Consider the following 20360-nt stretch of genomic DNA (forward strand, 5'->3'; position numbering starts at 1 on the left):
ATTGTTAACGTAAGGTTAAGATTCATCTACAGTAGGGATAAAATTGTCTAATGTAAGCGAAATCATTGTTATTTTTTAACTTTTAACGTTAGTATATATAACATATATCTTTGTAAAGGCTAATTTTAAAATCAAAAATCATCTAAAAACAATGAAGAATAAGTGCTTTTATGTATGATAAACCGTTATTATGTTATGTATTTTAACATAAATCAAAACAATCGATTCTTTTCTAATCAATTTGTAAACGGATTATTCTTATATCATAACAGAAGCCGCCCCTTTAGCAGCAGCTATTTTGGGACGGCTTCTTATGTTCTTATGTTCTTATGACAAGATATTATACCAGTTCGACTTGCTTGCGACCTTCTTCAACCAGTCTGTAAGCCCGCTGTACTTCCTCTTCAGTTGGGCTGGGAACACCCTCAAGCTCGTAAGCCTTGCCTAACATTTCCCACTTGTATACGCCCATCTGGTGGTATGGCAGGATCTCGAACTTCTCTACCCCATTCAGGCTGCCGATGAAGCGACCAAGATTCAACAGATCCTCTTCCCGGTCATGAATGCCAGGAACATAGACGTGCCGGATCCACATTTTGCGATCATGATCTGACAACCAGCGTGCGAGCTTCAGTGTCCGCTCATTGGATTTGCCCGTCAGTTTGATATGGGCTTCGTCATCAATATGCTTAAGATCGAGCATCACCAGATCTGTTACATCCAGCAGATCATTAATCTTATCACCTTCATTGTAGCCATTGCTATCCAGTGTGGTGTGCAGATTCCAGCGTTTCTTCACTTCCGTGAACAGTTGCTTGACGAAATGGGCCTGTAGCGTTGGCTCTCCGCCGGATACGGTCAAGCCACCTCCGGACGTACGGTAATAGTTCAAGTAAGGTTCTATCTCAGCCAGAACCTCTTCCAGGCTCATTTCCTTGCCCTCATCCAATGCCCATGTATCTGGATTATGACAATATTGGCATTTCAACAGACAGCCTTGCATGAACAAAACAAATCGAATGCCAGGCCCGTCAACGGTTCCAAAGGTTTCCAAGGAGTGTATGCGACCTTTAATCATTAGGAGTCATCCTTTCTCCACGACTGACCACAGCCTCTCCTTCCGAAGAAGGTCCCTGTCCTTAAAGACTGTTGTCACCTAAAATCGCGGTCCCGAAATTTAAAATTTTAACCAATTGAGAACAAGATTTTACCGCCCTTGTGACAAGGGCGGCATCTCCTTGCGAGTATCATAATGATATAGCTAAAGCCAAAGCAATTTCGTTATCGTCTTACATCGAACCATGGAACGTACGGTTGATTACATCCAATTGTTGTTCGCGGGTCAGCTTGATGAAGTTAACTGCATAGCCGGATACACGAATGGTCAATTGTGGGTAGTTCTCTGGATGTTCCATAGCATCCATCAACTGTTCGCGGGCGAACACGTTGACGTTCAGGTGGTGACCCTTGCTGCCGAAGTATCCGTCAAGCATGGATACCAGGTTGGATTTACGGCCTTCTTCTTCCTTACCCAATGCCTTAGGCACGATGGAGAAGGTGTTGGAGATTCCGTCCAGGCTATCCTCGTAAGGCAGTTTGGCAACAGAGCTCAGGGATGCCAGGGCGCCCTTCTTATCACGGCCGTGCATTGGGTTAGCACCCGGTGCGAATGGCTCGCCTTTTTTACGTCCGTCAGGTGTAGTACCTGTCTTCTTACCATACACAACGTTAGAAGTGATGGTCAGTACCGATTGTGTCGGCAAGGAATCACGGTAAGTTGTGTTTTTGCGAATCATTGTCATGAAGGATTCAACCAAATCTACCGCGATGCTGTCTACGGCATCGTCATTGTTACCGTAGCAAGGGAATTCACCTTCGATTTCAAAATCAATGGCAATACCTTGTTCGTTACGTACCGGTCTAACCTTGGCATATTTGATGGCGCTCAGGGAGTCGGCTGCAACAGACAAACCGGCGATACCACAAGCCATGGTCCGCAGAATATCGCGGTCATGCAAAGCCATTTCAATACGCTCGTAGGAATATTTATCGTGCATGTAGTGAATGACGTTCAGCGTGTTCATGTACAGCTTAGCCAGCCACTCCATCATTGGTTTGAAACGTTTCATTACTTCTTCATAATCAAGAACATCGGAAGTGATGCGCGGAAGCTCAGGTCCAACTTGCACGCCGGATTTTTCATCAACACCACCATTGATAGCATACAACAGTGCTTTTGCCAGGTTGGCACGTGCGCCGAAGAATTGCATTTGTTTACCAATGCGCATTGCAGATACACAACATGCAATACCGTAGTCATCGCCATAGATCGGACGCATCAGATCATCATTCTCGTATTGAATGGAACTGGTCTCGATGGATACCTTGGCACAATATTTCTTGAAGCCTTCAGGCAATTTCTCGGACCACAGTACAGTCAAGTTCGGTTCCGGTGCAGGTCCCAGGTTGTACAGGGTGTGCAGGAAACGGAAGCTGTTCTTAGTAACGCGTGTTGTACCATCTACGGACATACCGCCAATGGATTCTGTAACCCAGGTAGGGTCACCACTGAACAGTTCATTATAGTCAGGTGTGCGCAGGAATTTAACGATACGCAATTTCATTACAAAATGGTCTGTTAACTCTTGTGCTTGTTCTTCGGTCAAAATACCTTCTGCGATATCGCGCTCAACATAGATATCAAGGAAAGAGGATACGCGTCCAAGGGACATTGCCGCACCGTTTTGTTCTTTGATTGCTGCAAGATATCCGAAGTACACCCATTGGAAAGCTTCTTTGGCAGTGTTAGCTGGCTTGGAGATATCAAAGCCGTGCATAGCTGCCATCTTCTTCAGTTCACCCAGTGCGCGGATCTGTTCGGAGACCTCTTCCCGAAGACGAATTACGGATTCGCTCATGGCATCTACTTCAAGATTCTTGAGATCTTGTTTCTTTTCGTTGACCAAGAAATCAATTCCGTAAAGCGCTACGCGGCGATAGTCACCAATGATCCGGCCACGGCCGTAAGCATCAGGAAGACCGGTAATGATACCCGCTCTGCGCGCTGCTCTCATTTCATCTGTATATGCATCAAATACGCCTTGGTTATGCGTTTTGCGAATGTTCGTGAACATGTCGACAATGCCTTGCGGAAGTTCAAATCCGTATGCGTTGCAGGCATCGATCATCATTTTAATACCACCGAACGGTTGGATGGAACGTTTGAAAGGCGCATCTGTCTGAACGCCGACAATTTGCTCCTTGTCTTTGTCAATGTAACCAGGATTGTGCGAGACGATCGTAGATACAGTGTTCACATCTACATCAAGCACACCGCCGTTGGCAATTTCCCGTTTAGTCATTTCAGAAACAATTTTCCACAGCTCTTTGGTGTTCTCAGTAGCTCCGGCGAGGAAATCTTCCTTGCCCAGGTAAGGGGTAATATTCTTCTCAATAAAGTCATTCACGTTAACTTTTCTGGACCATTTACCTTTTGTAAAACCGCGCCAACCCGACTTCACTTCTTGTACATCTTTTTCAATCACCGACATGCTAAATCCCTCCATCTATATTTATAGTATTGTAGAGATCGCGGGCTTGAAGGTTAATCCCGTGTCTCGCGACCCCATCTAATGGTTGTTATAAAATTCACAAAAGTGATTTTACAACTGGGATCGTTGTTTGTTTATATAAATATTTTAGTTTATTTTCTGAAAAAGGACTGTGACAAATATCACCTTTTCGGTGATATTTGTCACTTGCATCCAGTTTCTAAAGGAACAGAATTCTTAGCTTAAATCCTTGGTATTAGTTGTCAAATTTTCCGTAGAAAGCATTGCGGTATACGTCTGCAAGCTCGCTGACAAGCGGCATTTTTGGATTGGCAGTTGTACATTGGTCTTCGAATGCACGGTCAGCCAGATAGTCAACACGCGATTCGAAATCCTTAGGATCAAAGCCCAGCTGTTGGAACGACTCCTCAATACCCAGCTTCTTGTTCATGTCGCGGATAGCATTGATCAAGCTGGTAACCCCTTCTTCAGTGGTACGAGCTGGCAGTCCCAAAATACGGGCGATTTCTGCATAGCGCTCATCAGCAACGAAGTGCGAATACTTAGGGAACGAAGCAAACTTCGTTGGTTTCTTGGCATTGTAGCGGATAACGTGTGGCATAAGAATCGCATTGGTGCGACCATGAGCCGTGTGATATTGACCGCCCCATTTGTGCGCCAAGCTGTGGTTAATGCCCAGGAACGCGTTGGCAAACGCCATACCAGCAAGCGTTGAAGCATTGTGCATTTTCTCACGGGCCAGTGGATCAGCTTCCAGTGCCGATTTCTCCAGGTATTGGAATACGAGCTGGATAGCTTTGATGGCCAGACCATCGGAGTAGTCACTAGCCATAACCGAGACATAGGCTTCAATCGCATGGGTCAAAACGTCCATACCTGTATCAGCAACAGCAGTTTTTGGCAAGCTGTATACGAACTCTGGATCAATGATAGCTACATCAGGTGTGAGCTCATAGTCAGCCAAAGGATATTTGGTGTGTTTTTCAGTTGTTTTATCCGTGATAACCGCGAAAGAAGTAACTTCCGAACCCGTACCCGAAGTGGTAGGAATGGCAACGAATTTAGCTTTGTTACCCAGTTTAGGGAACTTGTAGACCCGTTTACGGATATCCATGAATTTTTGTTTCAGACCGTTAAAGTCAGCGTCTGGGTGTTCATAGAACAACCACATACCTTTAGCTGCGTCCATAGGGGAACCGCCGCCAAGTGCAATGATGCAGTCCGGCTGGAATCTGTTCATCATAGCTGTACCTTTTTCCACTGTAGTTGTCGATGGATCTGGTTCTACTTCCGAGAACACTTCGATGGCTACTGGTGTTTGACGTTGACGCAGGTAGTGTTCAACTCTTTCCACATAACCCAGCTTCACCATCATAGGGTCAGTGATAATCGCAACACGTGTAATATCAGGCATTTTGGCAAGGTATTGAGTTGCACCTTTTTCGAAATAGATCTTGTCGGGTACTTTAAACCATTGCATATTCACGGTACGACGATTCACCCTTTTCACGTTGATCAGATTGATGGCAGTCACGTTTTGCGATACCGAGTTGCGTCCGTAAGATCCGCAGCCCAGGGTCAGCGAAGGGATATTAGTGTTGTAAATATCGCCGATGGCACCGTGTGTTGATGGCGAGTTTACCAGAATACGTCCGGTTTGCAAACGGTTCGAGAATTTCATGATCACTTCTTCATTGTTGGAATGGATAGCCGAGCTATGGCCCATGCCTCCGAACTCAACGATCTCGGCAGCACGTTCGATACCTTGATCAGCATTTTTAACTTTATAGCAAGCCAGTACCGGGCTAAGCTTCTCTGCAGACAGCGGGAATTTTGTACCTACACCTTCAAGTTCAGCTACCAGAATTTTAGTGCCTGCTGGAACTTGAATTCCGCACATTTCCGCGATCTTCGTTGCAGATTGGCCAACAATTGCCGGATTCACTGCACATTTTTCAACGTTCATTGCGCCGGAAGTCAGCTTGCCAGCTTCTTCTTTGTTAACAAAGTAACAGCCGTTCGCAATCATTTTCTTCTTCACTTGGTCGAAGATAGCTTCTTCAATAATAACAGCTTGCTCAGATGCGCAAATCATACCGTTATCGAATGTCTTGGAAAGAATGATGTCAGTTACCGCTTGGTCGATATCAGCACTCTTCTCGATAAAGGCAGGCACGTTACCAGGGCCTACACCCAGAGCCGGTTTACCACAGCTATAAGCTGCTTTAACCATCGCCGATCCGCCTGTTGCCAGAATCAGTGCAACGTCAGGGTTGTTCATCAAAGCGTTGGTTTTGTCCATCGTCGGCAATTCGATCCATTGGATACAGTTCTCAGGAGCGCCAGCTTTCACTGCTGCGTCATGTAGAATTTTGGCGGATGCTGCACTACACTCTTGCGCAGATGGATGAAAACCGAATATAATAGGGTTACGTGTCTTTGCGGCGATCAAAGCTTTAAACATCGTGGTGGATGTTGGATTGGTTACCGGTGTGATACCCATAACGATGCCGACCGGTTCGGCGATCTTTTGGAAACTTTCGTAGGAGTTGTCTTCGATGACCCCTACGGTTTTGTCATATTTAATTCCGTGCCAGATATATTCTGTTGCGAAAATGTTCTTCGTAATTTTGTCTTCATAGACTCCGCGACCTGTTTCTTCTACGGCCAGTTTCGCCAGATACATGTGCTTGTCGAGTCCTGCCAGCGCCATTGCATGAACGATTGTGTTGACTTGCTCTTGATCCAGCTGCATGTACGCTTCTTGAGCCTTCTTGGCTTTATCTACCAAAGTCTGAATATATTCCTCAGCTGTTGGTTGCTTCACTTGGGCGGGCACTTCATTTTTAACTGCCATGTCCCTCGTCCTCCTGTCAATTTTTGAGTTGTTTTTCTCTACATGTTCATATTATCACATACTTTTCGTCTTGTATAGTGAAATCTTTCACAAAGTATAAAGTTTTTTTGACATGTTTCAAAGCGCTTACATTCAATCATATTCAGGTATTTTAACCATATTTTATTTAAAAAATCGTTTAATTCCCCTGATTTTAGGCTTTTACCCAGCCTATTCCTTGTTATTTATAACTAAAAAGAAACCTCTTGCTCTTCATTCAACACTCCATGAATCACAGAAGGTTCACAATCCCTCTTCCCCGCTCAGTGCCAATCCTGCTCGCTTTTTCAATCTCAAACCTACCTAACAAAAAACGGCTATTAAAAAAGATCAACCAGTACTCTCTCGTTGATCCTATAATACGAAGGGATGCCCCTCACCATTCACATGGTTTCTGGGACATCCCTTTGTTCGTGCTATTCAGTTACAGCAATTATGCTGAAGTCTGATTATTGAACTTTGATTCCGTCGAAGAATTTCTCTTGGACTGTTTTAGCAGCAGCATCAAGCTGAGCTTTGGAATCCGTTCCTTTTTTGGAGAACAGCTCTTGAATGACATTGGACATTGTTGCATAGTAGTCCTGAGTATTGTACTGAGCTTCTGGCTTACCGTCCAGCAGGTTCATGATTTCCGGATTGTATTGGTAGACGTTTGTATACTTATCATAGACAGCTTTAGTCTTCTTACCGAATTCAGAATCAGCGGAGAAGTAGTCAAGAAGCGGCGGAATGAAGAATTTACCGTCTGCTTCACGTTGCTTGATTACCGCATCAAGTGCATCCAGACCCTTTTCAGAGAAGTAGTCGAATGTGATGTAACGGAAAGCCATTTCTTGCTCGTCTTTCGTTGCATTCGGGTTGATTACGAGATAGTCGCCACCAAGTACGCCTGTGTGCTTGCCGCCTTTTTCAGCTGCAGGCATTGGGTACGTCAACACCTCTTCAGGTTTCAAACCACCTTGGTTCAGGGCTTGCTCGATAACGCCGTCAGAACCGGCCATAACCATTGCAGTACGGCTTTGTTGGAACGCGCCTACAGCATCGCCCCAGCCAAGTGCCCAGTCTTGAGGAATAGCATTAGCTTCCCATCTAAGCTGCTTATAGAAGTCCAGTGCTTTCACACCAGCGTCGGAGTTGAATGTAGCTACAACTTTACCGCCGTCAATATTTTGAATTTCTCCGCCTGCTTCGAACAGGAAGTTGGTCCAGTTCCAGCCAGCTTCATTACCTTTACCCATTGGAGCAATACCAGAGATACCTTTTTTAGTATCAGCTGCGCCCTTGGCAGTGTTCAGCATATCGTCCCAAGTCCAGTCAAGTGGAGGAACAGCTACACCTTTTTCATCAAGCAGCTTTTTGTTGATCATTGTAGTGGTGACATAACCTTTTTGTGTTACGCCGTACACTTTGCCATCAATGATGAACTGATTCTGCAAGACAGGGTTAATTTCATCTTTGTGTTCATAGTTGTTCCAAAGATCTGTGATATCAGCTACCCAGCCCTTTTCAACCAGGAACTTAGCTTCTGTAGCAAAGGTATTGAAGAACGTTGGTGCCTCGTTGGCAGCCATTTTGATGCCGATTTCATTTACGTTGTACTGCCAGTCATCCTTAAGGATTTCAACATTTGGATATTCAGCTTGGAAACGCTTAATTTTGTCATCTTCCTGAGCTCTGATTTCTGTAAGGTCAGGTGTCGGATAGTGAATCTTGATTGTAACTTTTCTTTGGGTAATGTCATCCTTAGCTGCTGCATCGGTGCCGCTCGAATTGTCTGTTGCAGCATTCGTTGGGGCTGTAGTTGCATCCCCGCCCTTGTCGCTGGCTGTATTACCGTTGTTACCGCCACAAGCGGAAAGCAACGAACCGGCCATTAGGAGGCTTAGTAGCATAGTGGAATACTTGCGCATTGAAACTCCCCTTTTCAATTTCATAATTATCTTACACATTGATCATAAAAGAGAAATCGTTTACAAACGAGGTGCATTTATATTCCTTTTATGTGTAAGTTTACGATTGGTAGTAGAATCAGACATTAAATTTAACCTTTGACAGCGGATAAAGCCACACCGCGCATAATGAACTTCTGGAAGATCAAGAATACGACAATTGGCGGCAAGCTGACAAGGAAAAGAATCGCAAACTTGATATTGGTATTGAGTGCCTTAACGCTAATAACATACTTATAGATCGCTGTTGCCAATGTGTACTTGTCATCACTATGCATAACGAGTGACGGCCAGAACCAGTCATTCCATGCTGTGGAGAAGATAAAGATGGCAAGTGTTGCGAAAATCGGAACCGACAGCGGTACTGCGATGGAGAAGAAGCTTCTTGGCTCCGAGGCTCCGTCGATCCGGGCAGCTTCGAAGATTTCAGGGTGAATACCGTCAAAGAAGTTCTTGAGCAACAGGAAATAGAATGTATTCGCACCTGCTGGCAGCCAGAAAGCTGCGTATTGGTTCAGCAAGCCCAGTTCCTTCAAGTTGACAAAGTTTGGAACCATATAACTGCTCGCCGGAATGAACAGGGTCATCAGGAAGAAGAAATAAATAGCTTTCTTATAAGGTACATTCATCCGGGAGATACTAAACGACGCCATCCCCAACACTACCAGGGTCATTAACATGTTACCCACAAAGATATAGATAGTGTTTCTTAGGTATGAAAACAGATCAATATAGTTCATTGCTTGCTTCAGGTTGTCAAAATGCCATTCCTGCGGGAAAAAGTGCGGCGGGAACGTGTTCACTTCTGTATTGGACTTGAGTCCGTTAAACATCATCATGAGTATAGGATACAACATGCTGAACACCATGGCACATATAACCAAAACCATTATTCCATATACGATTTTATTACTGGTCTGCTTAAGATCGTGTTCCGATAATATACCTCTATCTCCACTTTTCATCTTAGTTGTCCTCCTTGTTGAGCTTGAACTGTAAGACGCCCAAACCGCCCAGGACGATGAACATAAGCATGCCTAGTGCAGTAGCCGTTCCATAATCAAGTTTTGTAAACGCGTATTTAACCATCAGGAGCGCATAGGTCAACGTGGTGTTGTTAGGTCCACCATCAAGCAAAGCCATCTGTGACTGGTACCCTTGCGAAGTGCCGATAACCTGCAAAATAAGCATCAGAATGATCAGATTACGCATAGAAGGCAATGTAATATGACGAATACGTGCCCATACACCAGCACCGTCAATTTCTGCCGCTTCATACCAGTCACGCGGAATGCTCAGCACTGCTGCCAGATATATTAGCATCCCTGAACCGAATTGCTGCCAGGTCTCCATAAAGACGAGTGAAATCATAGACCACCTGGTGTCAGTCAAAAACGCAATTTGGTCGATTCCAAAAGTGCCAAGTAACGCATTGATTGGTCCAACCGGATCGTACAGCCATCTCCATAGTCCGTACAACACGACGCCTGGTACGACAAAAGGCAAGTAAGCAGCTACCCGCACAAAGCCTCCGAATCTGCGGAGCTCCGAGATCGCAATCGCGAAGGCGATTGGAACCCAAAATCCGAGGACAAAACACAATGCCATGTAATAGAGGGTATTCTTTACAGCCGTTAATACATCGGGATCTGTAAGTGCTCTGGCATAGTTGTCAAAGCCCACAAAAGTATTGCCTGAAACGAAATCGACGTGATAAAAGCTGTACACTAAGCCCTTCAAAATGGGAACCCACATGAATAGGATGAAAATTACAAATGCGGGTACAAGGAACATGTAGCCCCAGAAGTTTTTCTTCCAGCGGCCATTCCGTTGTGGCGTGGACGATTTACGCTCCATCTGTGCCCCCGGGTTTTCGTTTACTACTGCAGTTTGGTTCATCAAGCTCCCTCATTCCTTTGGTTCGTTCGGCATTTTTTCGCAAAATGCTTCCTACCTTAAATTGTAGAAAATCAGGCTTGTACTGAACATGTGTATATCTATCGAAGTAATGACTGTTCTTACTTCTTCAATTCGCTGGGGCTAATTCCATAGTATTTTTTAAATATTTTGCTAAAATGTTCCGGTGATTCATAGCCTACCCGCTCTGCAATTTCATATCTTCGCAGATCCGTATTCAGGATCATTTCCCGGCTTTCCTCCATCCGCAGCTTAATCACATACTCCCACAGATTAAAGCCTGTATTCTTCTTGAACAGGTAGCTCAGATAGTTGGGACTTACATGATTTTTCTTCGCCACCTCGTGAATGGTCAGACCTTTTTGCGCATAATTCTCGTCGATGTATTCCTTCGCTTTCTGGACGATGAGGTTGCTTCGCGTATGTAGTTCTTCAGCAGAAGGATCTATTGCGTAATTATTCCAGTTAAAATCACCATAGTAGAACACATAGTGGTCGCTATGCTCCTTGTTCCAGAGAATAGCCTTTGAAGCCTGCCGGTTCAGCACATTCATAAACGGCAGTCCCTTCAGAATCTGGCTAATCCCGATAACCGCGTGCAGATGCAGATATTTATGAATATTAAAATGCAAACTGCGACCCAGAACATCTAACCGGTTAATCTGGCCCGAGGAAGATTCTTCATAGCTTTTCTCATCCCACTGGATAATGATCGTTATTTCTCCCTCTGGAGAGTAAAAAGCAATAGAGTTCCACTCCTGATCCATAAGTTCCTTGGCAATATTCAAGGCTGCATAACATAAGAGGCGCTTATCATTGGCGCAATATTTCTTCTCTGATCCCGGTTCAGACAACGGAAGCTTGATCTTGATAACCGAAAAGAAAGGTCCCTGAAGGTTAAGGGCATCGATTTTTTGCAGACTGCGCGGGTCAGCCAGCACCTTATCCGGATTCGCCAGCAATTCAGTCAACAGTTGACTGTATTCCGGCTGCGTCTCTTCTAAGCGAAAGCTCTCGCTGATACCGGACATGAACGTATCCAGCTCCGGTGAAGGCTTATCCAGCTTCAGCAGCACATTACGTACAGAGTCCAGGAACTGCTCGCTGTTCAAGGGCTTGATCAAATAATCCTTGGCTCCTAGCCGTACGGCCATTTGGGCATACTGAAACGTCTCATGCGCTGAGATGACAATGGTTTGTACCCAAGGCTTGGTCAGTTTCGCATGCTGCATCAGATCAATGCCGCTCATGGCGCCCATCTGGATATCCGTGACCAGCAGGTCGATATCTTCCATTCGAATGCAATCTAGCGCCTCAAAACCGCTGTTTGCTGTATAAATATGATCGATTTCCAAGCCGGATGAAGCAAGCAGGCTGCTCAGTCCTTTAACAATCAACGGCTCATCATCCACTACTAAAATATTAAACATATCGTTGATCTCCTTTTATTCGTGATTCTCTGATTTCGGCAGCTTCACTACTACCTGGGTACCACCACCTGCGCGGGCAGCGTAACTAATGCCATATTCAGGGCCAAAATGCAGATGTATACGCTGGTTGACATTGCGGATGCCATATCCGCTGGTCGGATTTGGATTTTCTTCATCGAGAATCCACATAATTGCCTCAAAATCAACTTCTTTGTAACCGTTATCTTCTATGGAGATAAGGATGTAATCCTCCTCCATCCAGGCTGTAATAATAATCTCGCCGTCTTCTCCCATATTCTTCACCCCATGAATGATGGCATTCTCGATCAACGGCTGCAAAGTGATCTTCGGAATCAAGTTGCTCTTAATATCCGGATCAATATTCATCTCAACCCGAAAAACATAATCATACCGGTGCTGCTGGAGCTTGATATAAGCAGAGGCATGTTCCAGTTCTTCCTCCAGTGTAATCAACTCTCTGCCACGACTGAGACTAATCTTCATCAGCTTGGACAGCTGCTTGACCATCTCGGCAGATTCCGCATTACCTTCAAGTGATATTTTCCAATATATGCTCTCAAGTGTATTATATAGCAGATGGGGATTGATTTGTTGGTAAAGCAACTGCAGCTGCGATTCTTTCTGCTTCAGTTCCATTTTATACTTGTAAGTAATCAGGCCATTAAGCCTTCGGGCCATGTCATACGTGGAAGTGATTAGCACGCTGACCTCGTCATTGCTGCCCCACCTTGGCGTCTCTGGGACACGATTGCCAGGTTCGTATTTACGCACGAAAAAGGCTAGCTTTTGCAAAGGCGTCATCAGGGAACGCCAGAAATATGTAATAATGATCAGCCCGAATACCGCATAGGCGATGGTGATATATTGTATGACCCTCTTCATCTCATTTTGCTGCTGTAAAAGCGCTTTTACAGGAACCTTGTAGACAAGCTTCTGACCCAGGGCATGGTTGTTATTGACCACATAAATAAAATCATTGGTGATAACATCCACGATACCTTCCGGATCTCCCTCCTCTGCCCCTTCCGGCAGTTCAATATGGTCACCTAAATTGTTAATCGTAGAAGCAAGTACAAGATTATTCATATCTGTGAGGTAGATCTCACCGTCAGGCAGGGATATCGATTTCAGCGATTCACTGATTTTGGACTCCATTTTGGTCACGACCAATACGCCAATGGTCCCTTCTCCCCGGTAAATGTTGTTGACCGCCCTGACATAGGTTAGTGTCTTGTTATTCTCGGCTTGGGCGCTGAGTCTGTCCATAAACTGCAGATAGCCCCGCCCTTTCTGCTGCACCGCCGATTGGAACCAACTAGGCTCCTCTTCCTTGGAGAAAAAATAAACTCCCGCCTTCTTGACCTGCGGAAAGTTCGGGGCAAAGAAATATTTATCCTCCGGATCGTATACATAGAGCGAGTAATAAACAACATCATCCTTGCCGGTACCCTGAGAGTAGCTGAGCAGCAGCTTTTCTATAGCCTCATAACGCTTGAACGAATCCATCACAATTTCATTGGTTTTTGTACTCAGCTGTTGAATCAGCGGGTTCTGAATGATGGTGGTGGTGATTTTGTTAACGGTCTCAATATCTCGGTTAATAATCGTAAAGTTCTGTTTATTCAGCTCCACATATGCATTCGTAACATGACGCTTGAGAATGCCCTCGGCCTTCAAATTGCCGTAGCTGTTCAGAATCAGAATGGGAGAGATCATAATCAGGAAGAGCAGGATTAACTGCTGCTTGACGTTCAGTTTCACAAGTGGCTTAACAAGTCTTGACCACATAAGGCACACCTCCAGCTTCATACTATAACAAACGCTATATGCGTCATATATGTCTATTCTAAAGTTTTTTAGGAGTATTTGTATCTATTTTTCTACTAAAGACAAAATAAAAGCTACGCCATGATCCAGCCAGCGAAAGTGGACTGCTAAATTTTCAGTTATCCGTTAACTTTTGGAGGATATTTGAAAATCTCAGTTATACAGCTACAGCACAAAAAAAGACTGGAACAGCCCGTCAGAACGGCTCCAGTCTTCTCTGAACACGTATTAGTACATTATTATTGCGTATATCCATTTAAGTCAAGCCATGAAGCGCAAGTCTCCGTCCAGCCACTAGTATGCTGTTCCTCCGTAGCCAAGCCTAGGCCATGTCTTCCGTGTGCATAGACATGCAGATCGAACGGAATACCATGACGTCTCAGAGCTGCGGCGAAAAGAAGGCTGTTCTCAGCCGACACGCCTTCGTCATCCGACGTATGCCACAGAAAGGTCGGCGGTGTGTCCGTTCCTACTTGCAGATCGCTGCTCATTAGATCCACCAAATCACCTTGCGGGGAAGAACCCAGTAAATTGTCCTTGGACCCTTTATGTACCACCTGATCATCCATAGAAATTACCGGATAACATAGAATCATAAGATCCGGACGGCTGGACACCCGTTCCACCGGATCAATATCCTCTGCATTGCCCTTGTCAAACAACACGCCAGCCGTAGAGGCCAAGTGACCCCCTGCAGAGAATCCAAGAATCCCGATTCGGGTGGGATCAATCCTGAATTTCTCAGCGTGCAAGCGCACTGTACGCATCGCCCGCTTGGCATCCAGAAATGCATTTGGATATTGGTAGGGCGCTACGCGGTAGCGCAACACAAAGGCTGAAATGCCCAGGCTGTTGAGCCAGATAGCTATCGGTTCCCCCTCATGATCTGCACGCATCCCGTAAGCACCACCGGGGCAAATCACAACTGCGGCATTGCCGTCCCCTTCGACAAGATAAGGTGTAATAGCCGGACAATCCTCGTCACTAGTACCTACAGCTCCGGGAGCACCGTCAGGCCATAAAAGAATGGTCTCCATTTCTCATCCCTCAATCTTCCTTCATAGACTTGTCATTATGAGGGAATTCCCTCACAATGACATCAGTCTATCAAGTTAGAGGAGTTCATGCAATCCGGCAACAACAAGATCCGCTTCCTTAAGGATTTCTGGCTTGCCGATTCCGACTACCTTCATTCCTGCCGCTTTTCCTGCTTCCACACCCGCTTCTGCGTCTTCAAACACAATGCATTCCTCCGGCTGCAATTTAAGCTCTACAGCCCCGGTGAGGAACACTTCAGGGTCAGGCTTAGCGTTAGACACTTTGTTGCCATCAACTACAGCATCGAACAATTCCGTAATGTTCAGCTTGTCAAGAATGAACATGGCATTCTTGCTTGCTGAACCAAGCGCGATACCAACACCGCGTTCTCTAAGACCTGTAAGATATTCCTTCACGCCAGGCAGCAGCTCGGACTGATCCAGCTTGTTGATGAACTCTACATACAGGCGGTTTTTCTTATCCGCCATCGCCAGCTTCTCTTCCTCTGGGAAATCAAGACCGCCTACCTCCAGCAGGATATCGAGTGATCTCATCCGGCTTACGCCCTTGAGCCGTTCGTTATCCGCCTCTGTAAATTCAAAGCCAAGCTCACGGGCAAGCTCTGCCCAGGCCAGGAAATGGTATTTGGCCGTATCTACGATAACACCGTCCAGATCGAAGATGGCACCTTTCATATTTTGCAGCATGATGTTCTGTCCTCTCTATGTGTTGATCATATAGTTATCATTGTATCTGAAAATACATCACAATGCTGATCGGGCTATACCGCAGCCCCTGCGGTCTGAAGTTTCAGCTCCACGCCCGGCTGGCATAACTGTGGCTCTGCGCCATCTACAACAAAGTTTAATGCACTACTGTTGCCAGCTGCAGCCGTAATCGTTACTTCTCCGCGGCTGATTCTCAGCGTATAAGTTCCTCCGCGCAGTACCACCGGAAGCTCCACTGCCTCCCATTTCTGTGGCAAAGAAGGCTTGATATGCACAGTGTCTCCATCGAAATGCACGCCGGCAAAACCAAGTACCGCTGCCATCCATGCACCGCCGTTCGCAGCTGGATGCGTTCCGCCAATATAAAGATCGCCTACGTATTGTTTCGATTCACCGGTCAAATCCACAGTAGCGGTCCGCATGAAGTACGGATATCCCCAATCGGGAGAGCCGATATCAGCAGCAACCAGCGCATAAATGCACGGACTGAGACTGGAGCCATGCTCGGTGCGTGGCTCGTAGAATTCCCAGTTCGCCTTCTTGACTTCTTTAGAGAAGGAATGCTTGAACAGGTTCATCATGAGCACAACGTCTGCTTGCTTCAGGATTTTGGTTGTAGTAGCCAAACCGTTGCCGCCGCCCCAATATTCGTTTTTATTCAGAACACGTGATTTCAGATCCGCCAGCGTGACTTCTTCAAGGGTATGATAACGGTCAAATTGTTCAATGACAAGCGTCTCTTCATCAGGCTGTGGAACATAGAAGCTCTCCAGCATCGAACCGATCTCGGTCAGGAATGGACCGTCTGCGAACTGAGCCGTCAATTTTTCAAACTCGGCAGGATACTTCTCTTTGAGCAATTCCGCCGTCCGTAACGAAATTTCCAGACTTTCCTTGACCAGCGCATTCGTGAAGGCGTTGTTGTTCACACGTTCATGATATTCATCCGGTCCGGTCACATCCAGAATTTCATAACGCTTCTTGACTGGATTGTAGAAAGCGTAGGAATAGAAGAATCTGGCGCACTCCCAGATTACCTCTGCTCCGCCATCCACCAGCAAGCTGTCATCACCGGTAAACTGCACATACTGCCAAATACCGTGGACAACATCCGCACTGATATGCACCTGTTTATCCCGGAAATAAGTACGCATAGGTCGTCCGGTGAATACATCATTCACGTTGAACAGGGTACAGGCATCGTCACCCGTATCCTGGCTCTCCCAGGCATAGAATGCACCAAGGAAGCCATATTCCGCTGCCTTCCGGCGGGCTCCATCCAGCGTGTGGATACGGTACATCATCAGATTGCGAGCGGTACTCGGATCACTGTGAAGGAAGAACGGAAGCATGAACATCTCTGTATCCCAGAACACTGCTCCCTTATAGACTTGCCCGGACAAACCGCGCGCCGGAATGGAGACCTTCTCCGATTCCGTTGGGGCAATGATCAGCAGCTGATAAATGCTGTATCTGAGCGCCATCTGTGCTTCATCGTCACCTTCAATGATCACATCACTGCCCACCCAACGATCTTCCCAACGCTTACAATGTGCTGCAAGCAGCTCATCATAACCTAATTTAGCCGCCGCCTGAACAGCCTCTACAGCATTGTCTAACGGTGCTTTACCGGCATCAAGGCCAGTGTATACCGACACATACTTGTGCCATTCGTAGGTTTCGCCTGCCTTGGCATCCAGCAAGAGCTTGCGGATGGTCAGGCCATCCACAATTTGCTGCTCTCCAAAGCCAAAATCAGCGATTTCTGCCACAGCAACCGGAACGTTCAATTCTCCGGAAACCGCACTAGAGATCAGTACATCGCCCTCGGCATATTCTTTTTTCTCGAAAAGGTGAGGACCGTTGATATCCCACACCTCTCCGTCGATTCCCGTCTCAATATCAATCCGGCAATCGATTGTACTGCTGACAGTAAGTTTGCTGAGAAGCAGATGCAGGTTATCCATGCTTGCAAAACGCTCGGCGGTAACGGTCACCGTGCCGCCCTCAGGCGTACGGTACACAGTCTCACGACGGTGGATTGCACTGCGGAAATCCAGCTCTTGTATGTGGGATACCGGTTCGGTATCAAGCACACTGAGCGGCTGGCCGTTGCAGGAGATGACCGTGAACAGTCCATTCGGAGCGTTCACAGGCTCACGCCATTTCTCACCAGCTCTATCATAGAGACCGGCCAGTGTCACCGCGGACAGCTGCTCCTTGCCGAATTCTTCAAGTGTGCCGCGATAACCCATATAGCCGTTGCCGGTCATATATTTGTTCCCGTTCGTCGTTATCAGGTTCTTGTCGAAGCTCTCTTCCCTAACTGTCCAGTTCAACCTGCAATCATCCCTTCGCCCAGCGGAAGCACCGTACCGGAGGCATCCACTTTAATCCGTTGCCCGTAGACAATAATCTCAGTACTACCGCCGCTGATGGCTTTCAGACTAACGTTATCCTTGCTCACAACAATCTTCAGCAGCACTCCCTCGTACATTACCTGGAAGCTGTAGGATGTCCAACGCTCAGGCAGGGATGGCTGGAATGATAGGCGTTCTCCGTCGGAACGCATGCCGCCAAATCCGTACACAATGTTCATCCATGCCGCAGCAATAGAGGTCGTGTGAAGTCCTTCGCGGGTATTGCGGTTATAGTTATCCAGGTCAAGACGTGTTGCGAATTCGAAGAAGTTGTACGCTTCCTCATGCTTGCCGATTTCGCTGGCAAGAATGGAGTGAATCGATGGCGACAACGAAGACTCATGGATACATCTTGACTCATAGTATTCATAGTTAGCTAGCTTCTCTTCCTTGGTGAATTGCTCACTATACAGGAACATGAACATCAGCACATCCGGCTGTTTGATCATGTCATAGCGGTACAGGCGATCGTACGACCAGTTCGAATACAGCGGGAATTCAGTGACTGGAATGGAGTGAATATCAATGTGAGGCATATCAAAGAATCCGTCATGCTCCTCATATACTCCAGTTTCCTTATCTACAGGAATCTTCATTTTTTCTGCCTTGTTGCTCCAGTCGCCCAGTTCTTCCTCACGCAGTTCCACTTTAGCTGACAATTCAGCGAACTCGGACGGCGCCTTTTCCTTCATTTCCTGAATCGCTTCCAGGGCAAATTCGAAGGATTTTTTAGCCATTAGGTTGATATAGCAGTTATTGTTCACCATCAGTTGGAATTCGTCTGGTCCCATAACTCCAAAATAACCGTATTCGCCAGTACGTTGTCCCCATTGACCGCGTGTTGCATAGAAACGGCTGATCTGGATCAGCATTTCTACCCCTTTGCTGAATAGGAACTCTTTGTCTCCAGTATTCTTGACATAGTGCCAAATACCAAAGGATACTGCCGTACCTACATGCAACTGCAGGTTGGAGTGCTGCCACAGATCACAGCTTTCCGTTCCGTCGATGGTAGCGATCGGGTAGCAAGCACCTTCGCAATCCACATCTTTGGCGCGTTGCATAGCTTCAGGAAGCGTTCTGTAGCGGAACTCCAGCAAGCTCTTGGCCGCTTTCGGATTGTTGAACATATAGAATGGAAGACAGTAGGACTCTGTATCCCAGAAGGCCAATCCGCGGTATACTTCCCCCGTCAGACCCTTGGCTCCGATATTGAAGCCGGGATGGTCTCCATGGTAAGTCTGATACAGTTGGAAAATACAGAACCGGATACCCTGTTGGTTCTCAGGATCGCCTTCGATACTAATATCACTGGTCTCCCAGATTCCGTTCCAGTAAGCTTCTTGCTCCGCAAGTACAGCCTTCTCTTCAAGACTCGATGACGCCACAGCCAGACCCAGACCTTCACTCCACAGCTCTTCGGCACTTCTTGCGGATGTGCTGTCTGCGCAGTTGATAGCAAACTTCGTAAAGTGTGCAGTTTCACCTTGGGTCAATTCCAGTGAGAAGCTCTGTCCAATGAATTTCTCCCGTTCAACACGTGCCGTTTCAAGCGGCTGGGAAGCTTTCAATGTGAAGCTGGAGAACAGCTTGTTGCCGGTATTTATGGTGCTCGCCAAAATTGCCGAGATTCCATCTTGCTCTCCGCTGCGAACAGGGTTCCACATGCTCACGCCGCGCTCTTCATGAATGATATTGAAATCAAGACCCGCAATGATATCCACACTTCCGGAGAAGTTTAGCGGCTCAAATGCAACTTGCTGCAAACCAAGGTGAGACATAGTCATGCTGACAAGACGGGTGAAAACAAGCTTCAGGCTTTTCCCATTCTCCAGATGCCATACAAATTCCCGGCGGTAGGTGCCCGTACGGAAATCCAGTTTACGTACATAATCCGAAATCTTGCTCTTAGCCAAATCAAGCTGTTCGCCGTCTACAGCGATACGTGTATGCAGCCAGTCCACGGAATTGACCATATACCGCAGAGAGCGAATAATCCCTTTATAATGGTTGCCGATGTCCAGCTGTTCATTTAAACCGTTGAAATAACTCCCGATAAGACTATCACCGCTGTATCCTTCTTCAGCGTATCCACGTACGCCCATGTATTCGTTACCTAGTGAAAAGATAGATTCGGAAACCCGGTTCCGCTCCGTGTCGAAGCCCTCTTCGATAATTGCCCACGGATCCACCTTTAGATATTTGTCCGCTACTTTAGCCATGTATGATTTCTCCTTCTCCTGAGTTTTGTCCGCCCGCCCTTATAATCACAGAGCTCCAGACGCTCAACTCTAGGATATCGTCCGGCTTTATTGTCGCCAATGTCCGGCTGTAACAGAGTTATGTGCATTTATACGAAATTATGAGAAACCAGTGTACAAACCAACCTCTTTTGCAAAAAAGACAACAAAAAAACAACCAAATCCCACTATATGTGTATACTGGTAATGGCTGTTTTGCTATGCACCTTAGTTACCCTTTATACTCCTAATGTCGCGAAAATCATATTAAATCTCACACATTTGAAGTGAAAATAATCACAATGTTAAAAATTCGACACTT

Annotated in this window: 12 protein-coding genes; all 12 read right to left on the bottom strand. The window is 46.3% G+C overall.

All coding sequences use genetic code 11. The features are described from left to right. Positions 1-340: 340 nt before the first annotated feature. A complete protein-coding gene (gene pflA, locus ACFRAM_RS09610; RefSeq protein ID WP_066363800.1) occupies positions 341-1078 on the bottom strand; it encodes a pyruvate formate-lyase-activating protein in 738 nt (245 codons plus the stop codon). A 211-nt stretch (positions 1079-1289) separates the two neighbouring features. After that, a complete protein-coding gene (pflB, locus tag ACFRAM_RS09615) occupies positions 1290-3551 on the bottom strand; it encodes a formate C-acetyltransferase (RefSeq protein WP_175373024.1) in 2262 nt (753 codons plus the stop codon). Between the two features lie 256 nt (positions 3552-3807). Continuing rightward, the gene (gene adhE / locus ACFRAM_RS09620) at positions 3808-6429 is read right to left on the bottom strand and encodes a bifunctional acetaldehyde-CoA/alcohol dehydrogenase (protein WP_175373023.1); all 2622 of its coding nucleotides are present in this window, start codon (positions 6427-6429) and stop codon (positions 3808-3810) included. Positions 6430-6917: 488 nt separating this feature from the next. After that, a complete protein-coding gene (locus tag ACFRAM_RS09625; RefSeq protein ID WP_379465679.1) occupies positions 6918-8378 on the bottom strand; it encodes an ABC transporter substrate-binding protein in 1461 nt (486 codons plus the stop codon). Positions 8379-8509: 131 nt separating this feature from the next. Further along, the gene (locus ACFRAM_RS09630) at positions 8510-9382 is read right to left on the bottom strand and encodes a carbohydrate ABC transporter permease (RefSeq protein WP_379465680.1); all 873 of its coding nucleotides are present in this window, start codon (positions 9380-9382) and stop codon (positions 8510-8512) included. 1 nt (position 9383) lies between these two features. After that, complete coding sequence (locus ACFRAM_RS09635; protein WP_246317300.1) at positions 9384-10274, bottom strand: carbohydrate ABC transporter permease; 891 nt, start codon at positions 10272-10274, stop codon at positions 9384-9386. 161 nt (positions 10275-10435) lie between these two features. After that, on the bottom strand, positions 10436-11764 hold the full coding sequence (locus tag ACFRAM_RS09640) for a response regulator transcription factor (RefSeq protein ID WP_379465681.1): 1329 nt from the start codon (positions 11762-11764) through the stop codon (positions 10436-10438). A gap of 15 nt (positions 11765-11779) precedes the next feature. Further along, entirely contained in the window at positions 11780-13573 is a 1794-nt protein-coding gene (locus ACFRAM_RS09645; protein ID WP_379465682.1) for a cache domain-containing sensor histidine kinase, read from the bottom strand. Positions 13574-13851: 278 nt separating this feature from the next. Then, a complete protein-coding gene (locus ACFRAM_RS09650; protein WP_379465683.1) occupies positions 13852-14649 on the bottom strand; it encodes an alpha/beta hydrolase in 798 nt (265 codons plus the stop codon). 75 nt (positions 14650-14724) lie between these two features. After that, a complete protein-coding gene (gene pgmB, locus ACFRAM_RS09655; RefSeq protein WP_379465684.1) occupies positions 14725-15357 on the bottom strand; it encodes a beta-phosphoglucomutase in 633 nt (210 codons plus the stop codon). A gap of 74 nt (positions 15358-15431) precedes the next feature. Next, positions 15432-17717: a glycosyl hydrolase family 65 domain-containing protein gene (locus ACFRAM_RS09660; protein ID WP_379465685.1), complete on the bottom strand. Its 2286-nt coding sequence runs from the start codon at positions 17715-17717 to the stop codon at positions 15432-15434. Beyond that, complete coding sequence (locus ACFRAM_RS09665) at positions 17714-20020, bottom strand: glycoside hydrolase family 65 protein (RefSeq protein WP_379465686.1); 2307 nt, start codon at positions 20018-20020, stop codon at positions 17714-17716. Before ACFRAM_RS09665 ends, ACFRAM_RS09660 begins: the two co-directional genes overlap by 4 nt. Positions 20021-20360 lie beyond the last annotated feature (340 nt).

The sequence above is a fragment of the Paenibacillus sp. NPDC056722 genome, from assembly GCF_042790635.1.
GTDB lineage: Bacteria > Bacillota > Bacilli > Paenibacillales > Paenibacillaceae > Paenibacillus_AQ > Paenibacillus_AQ agri.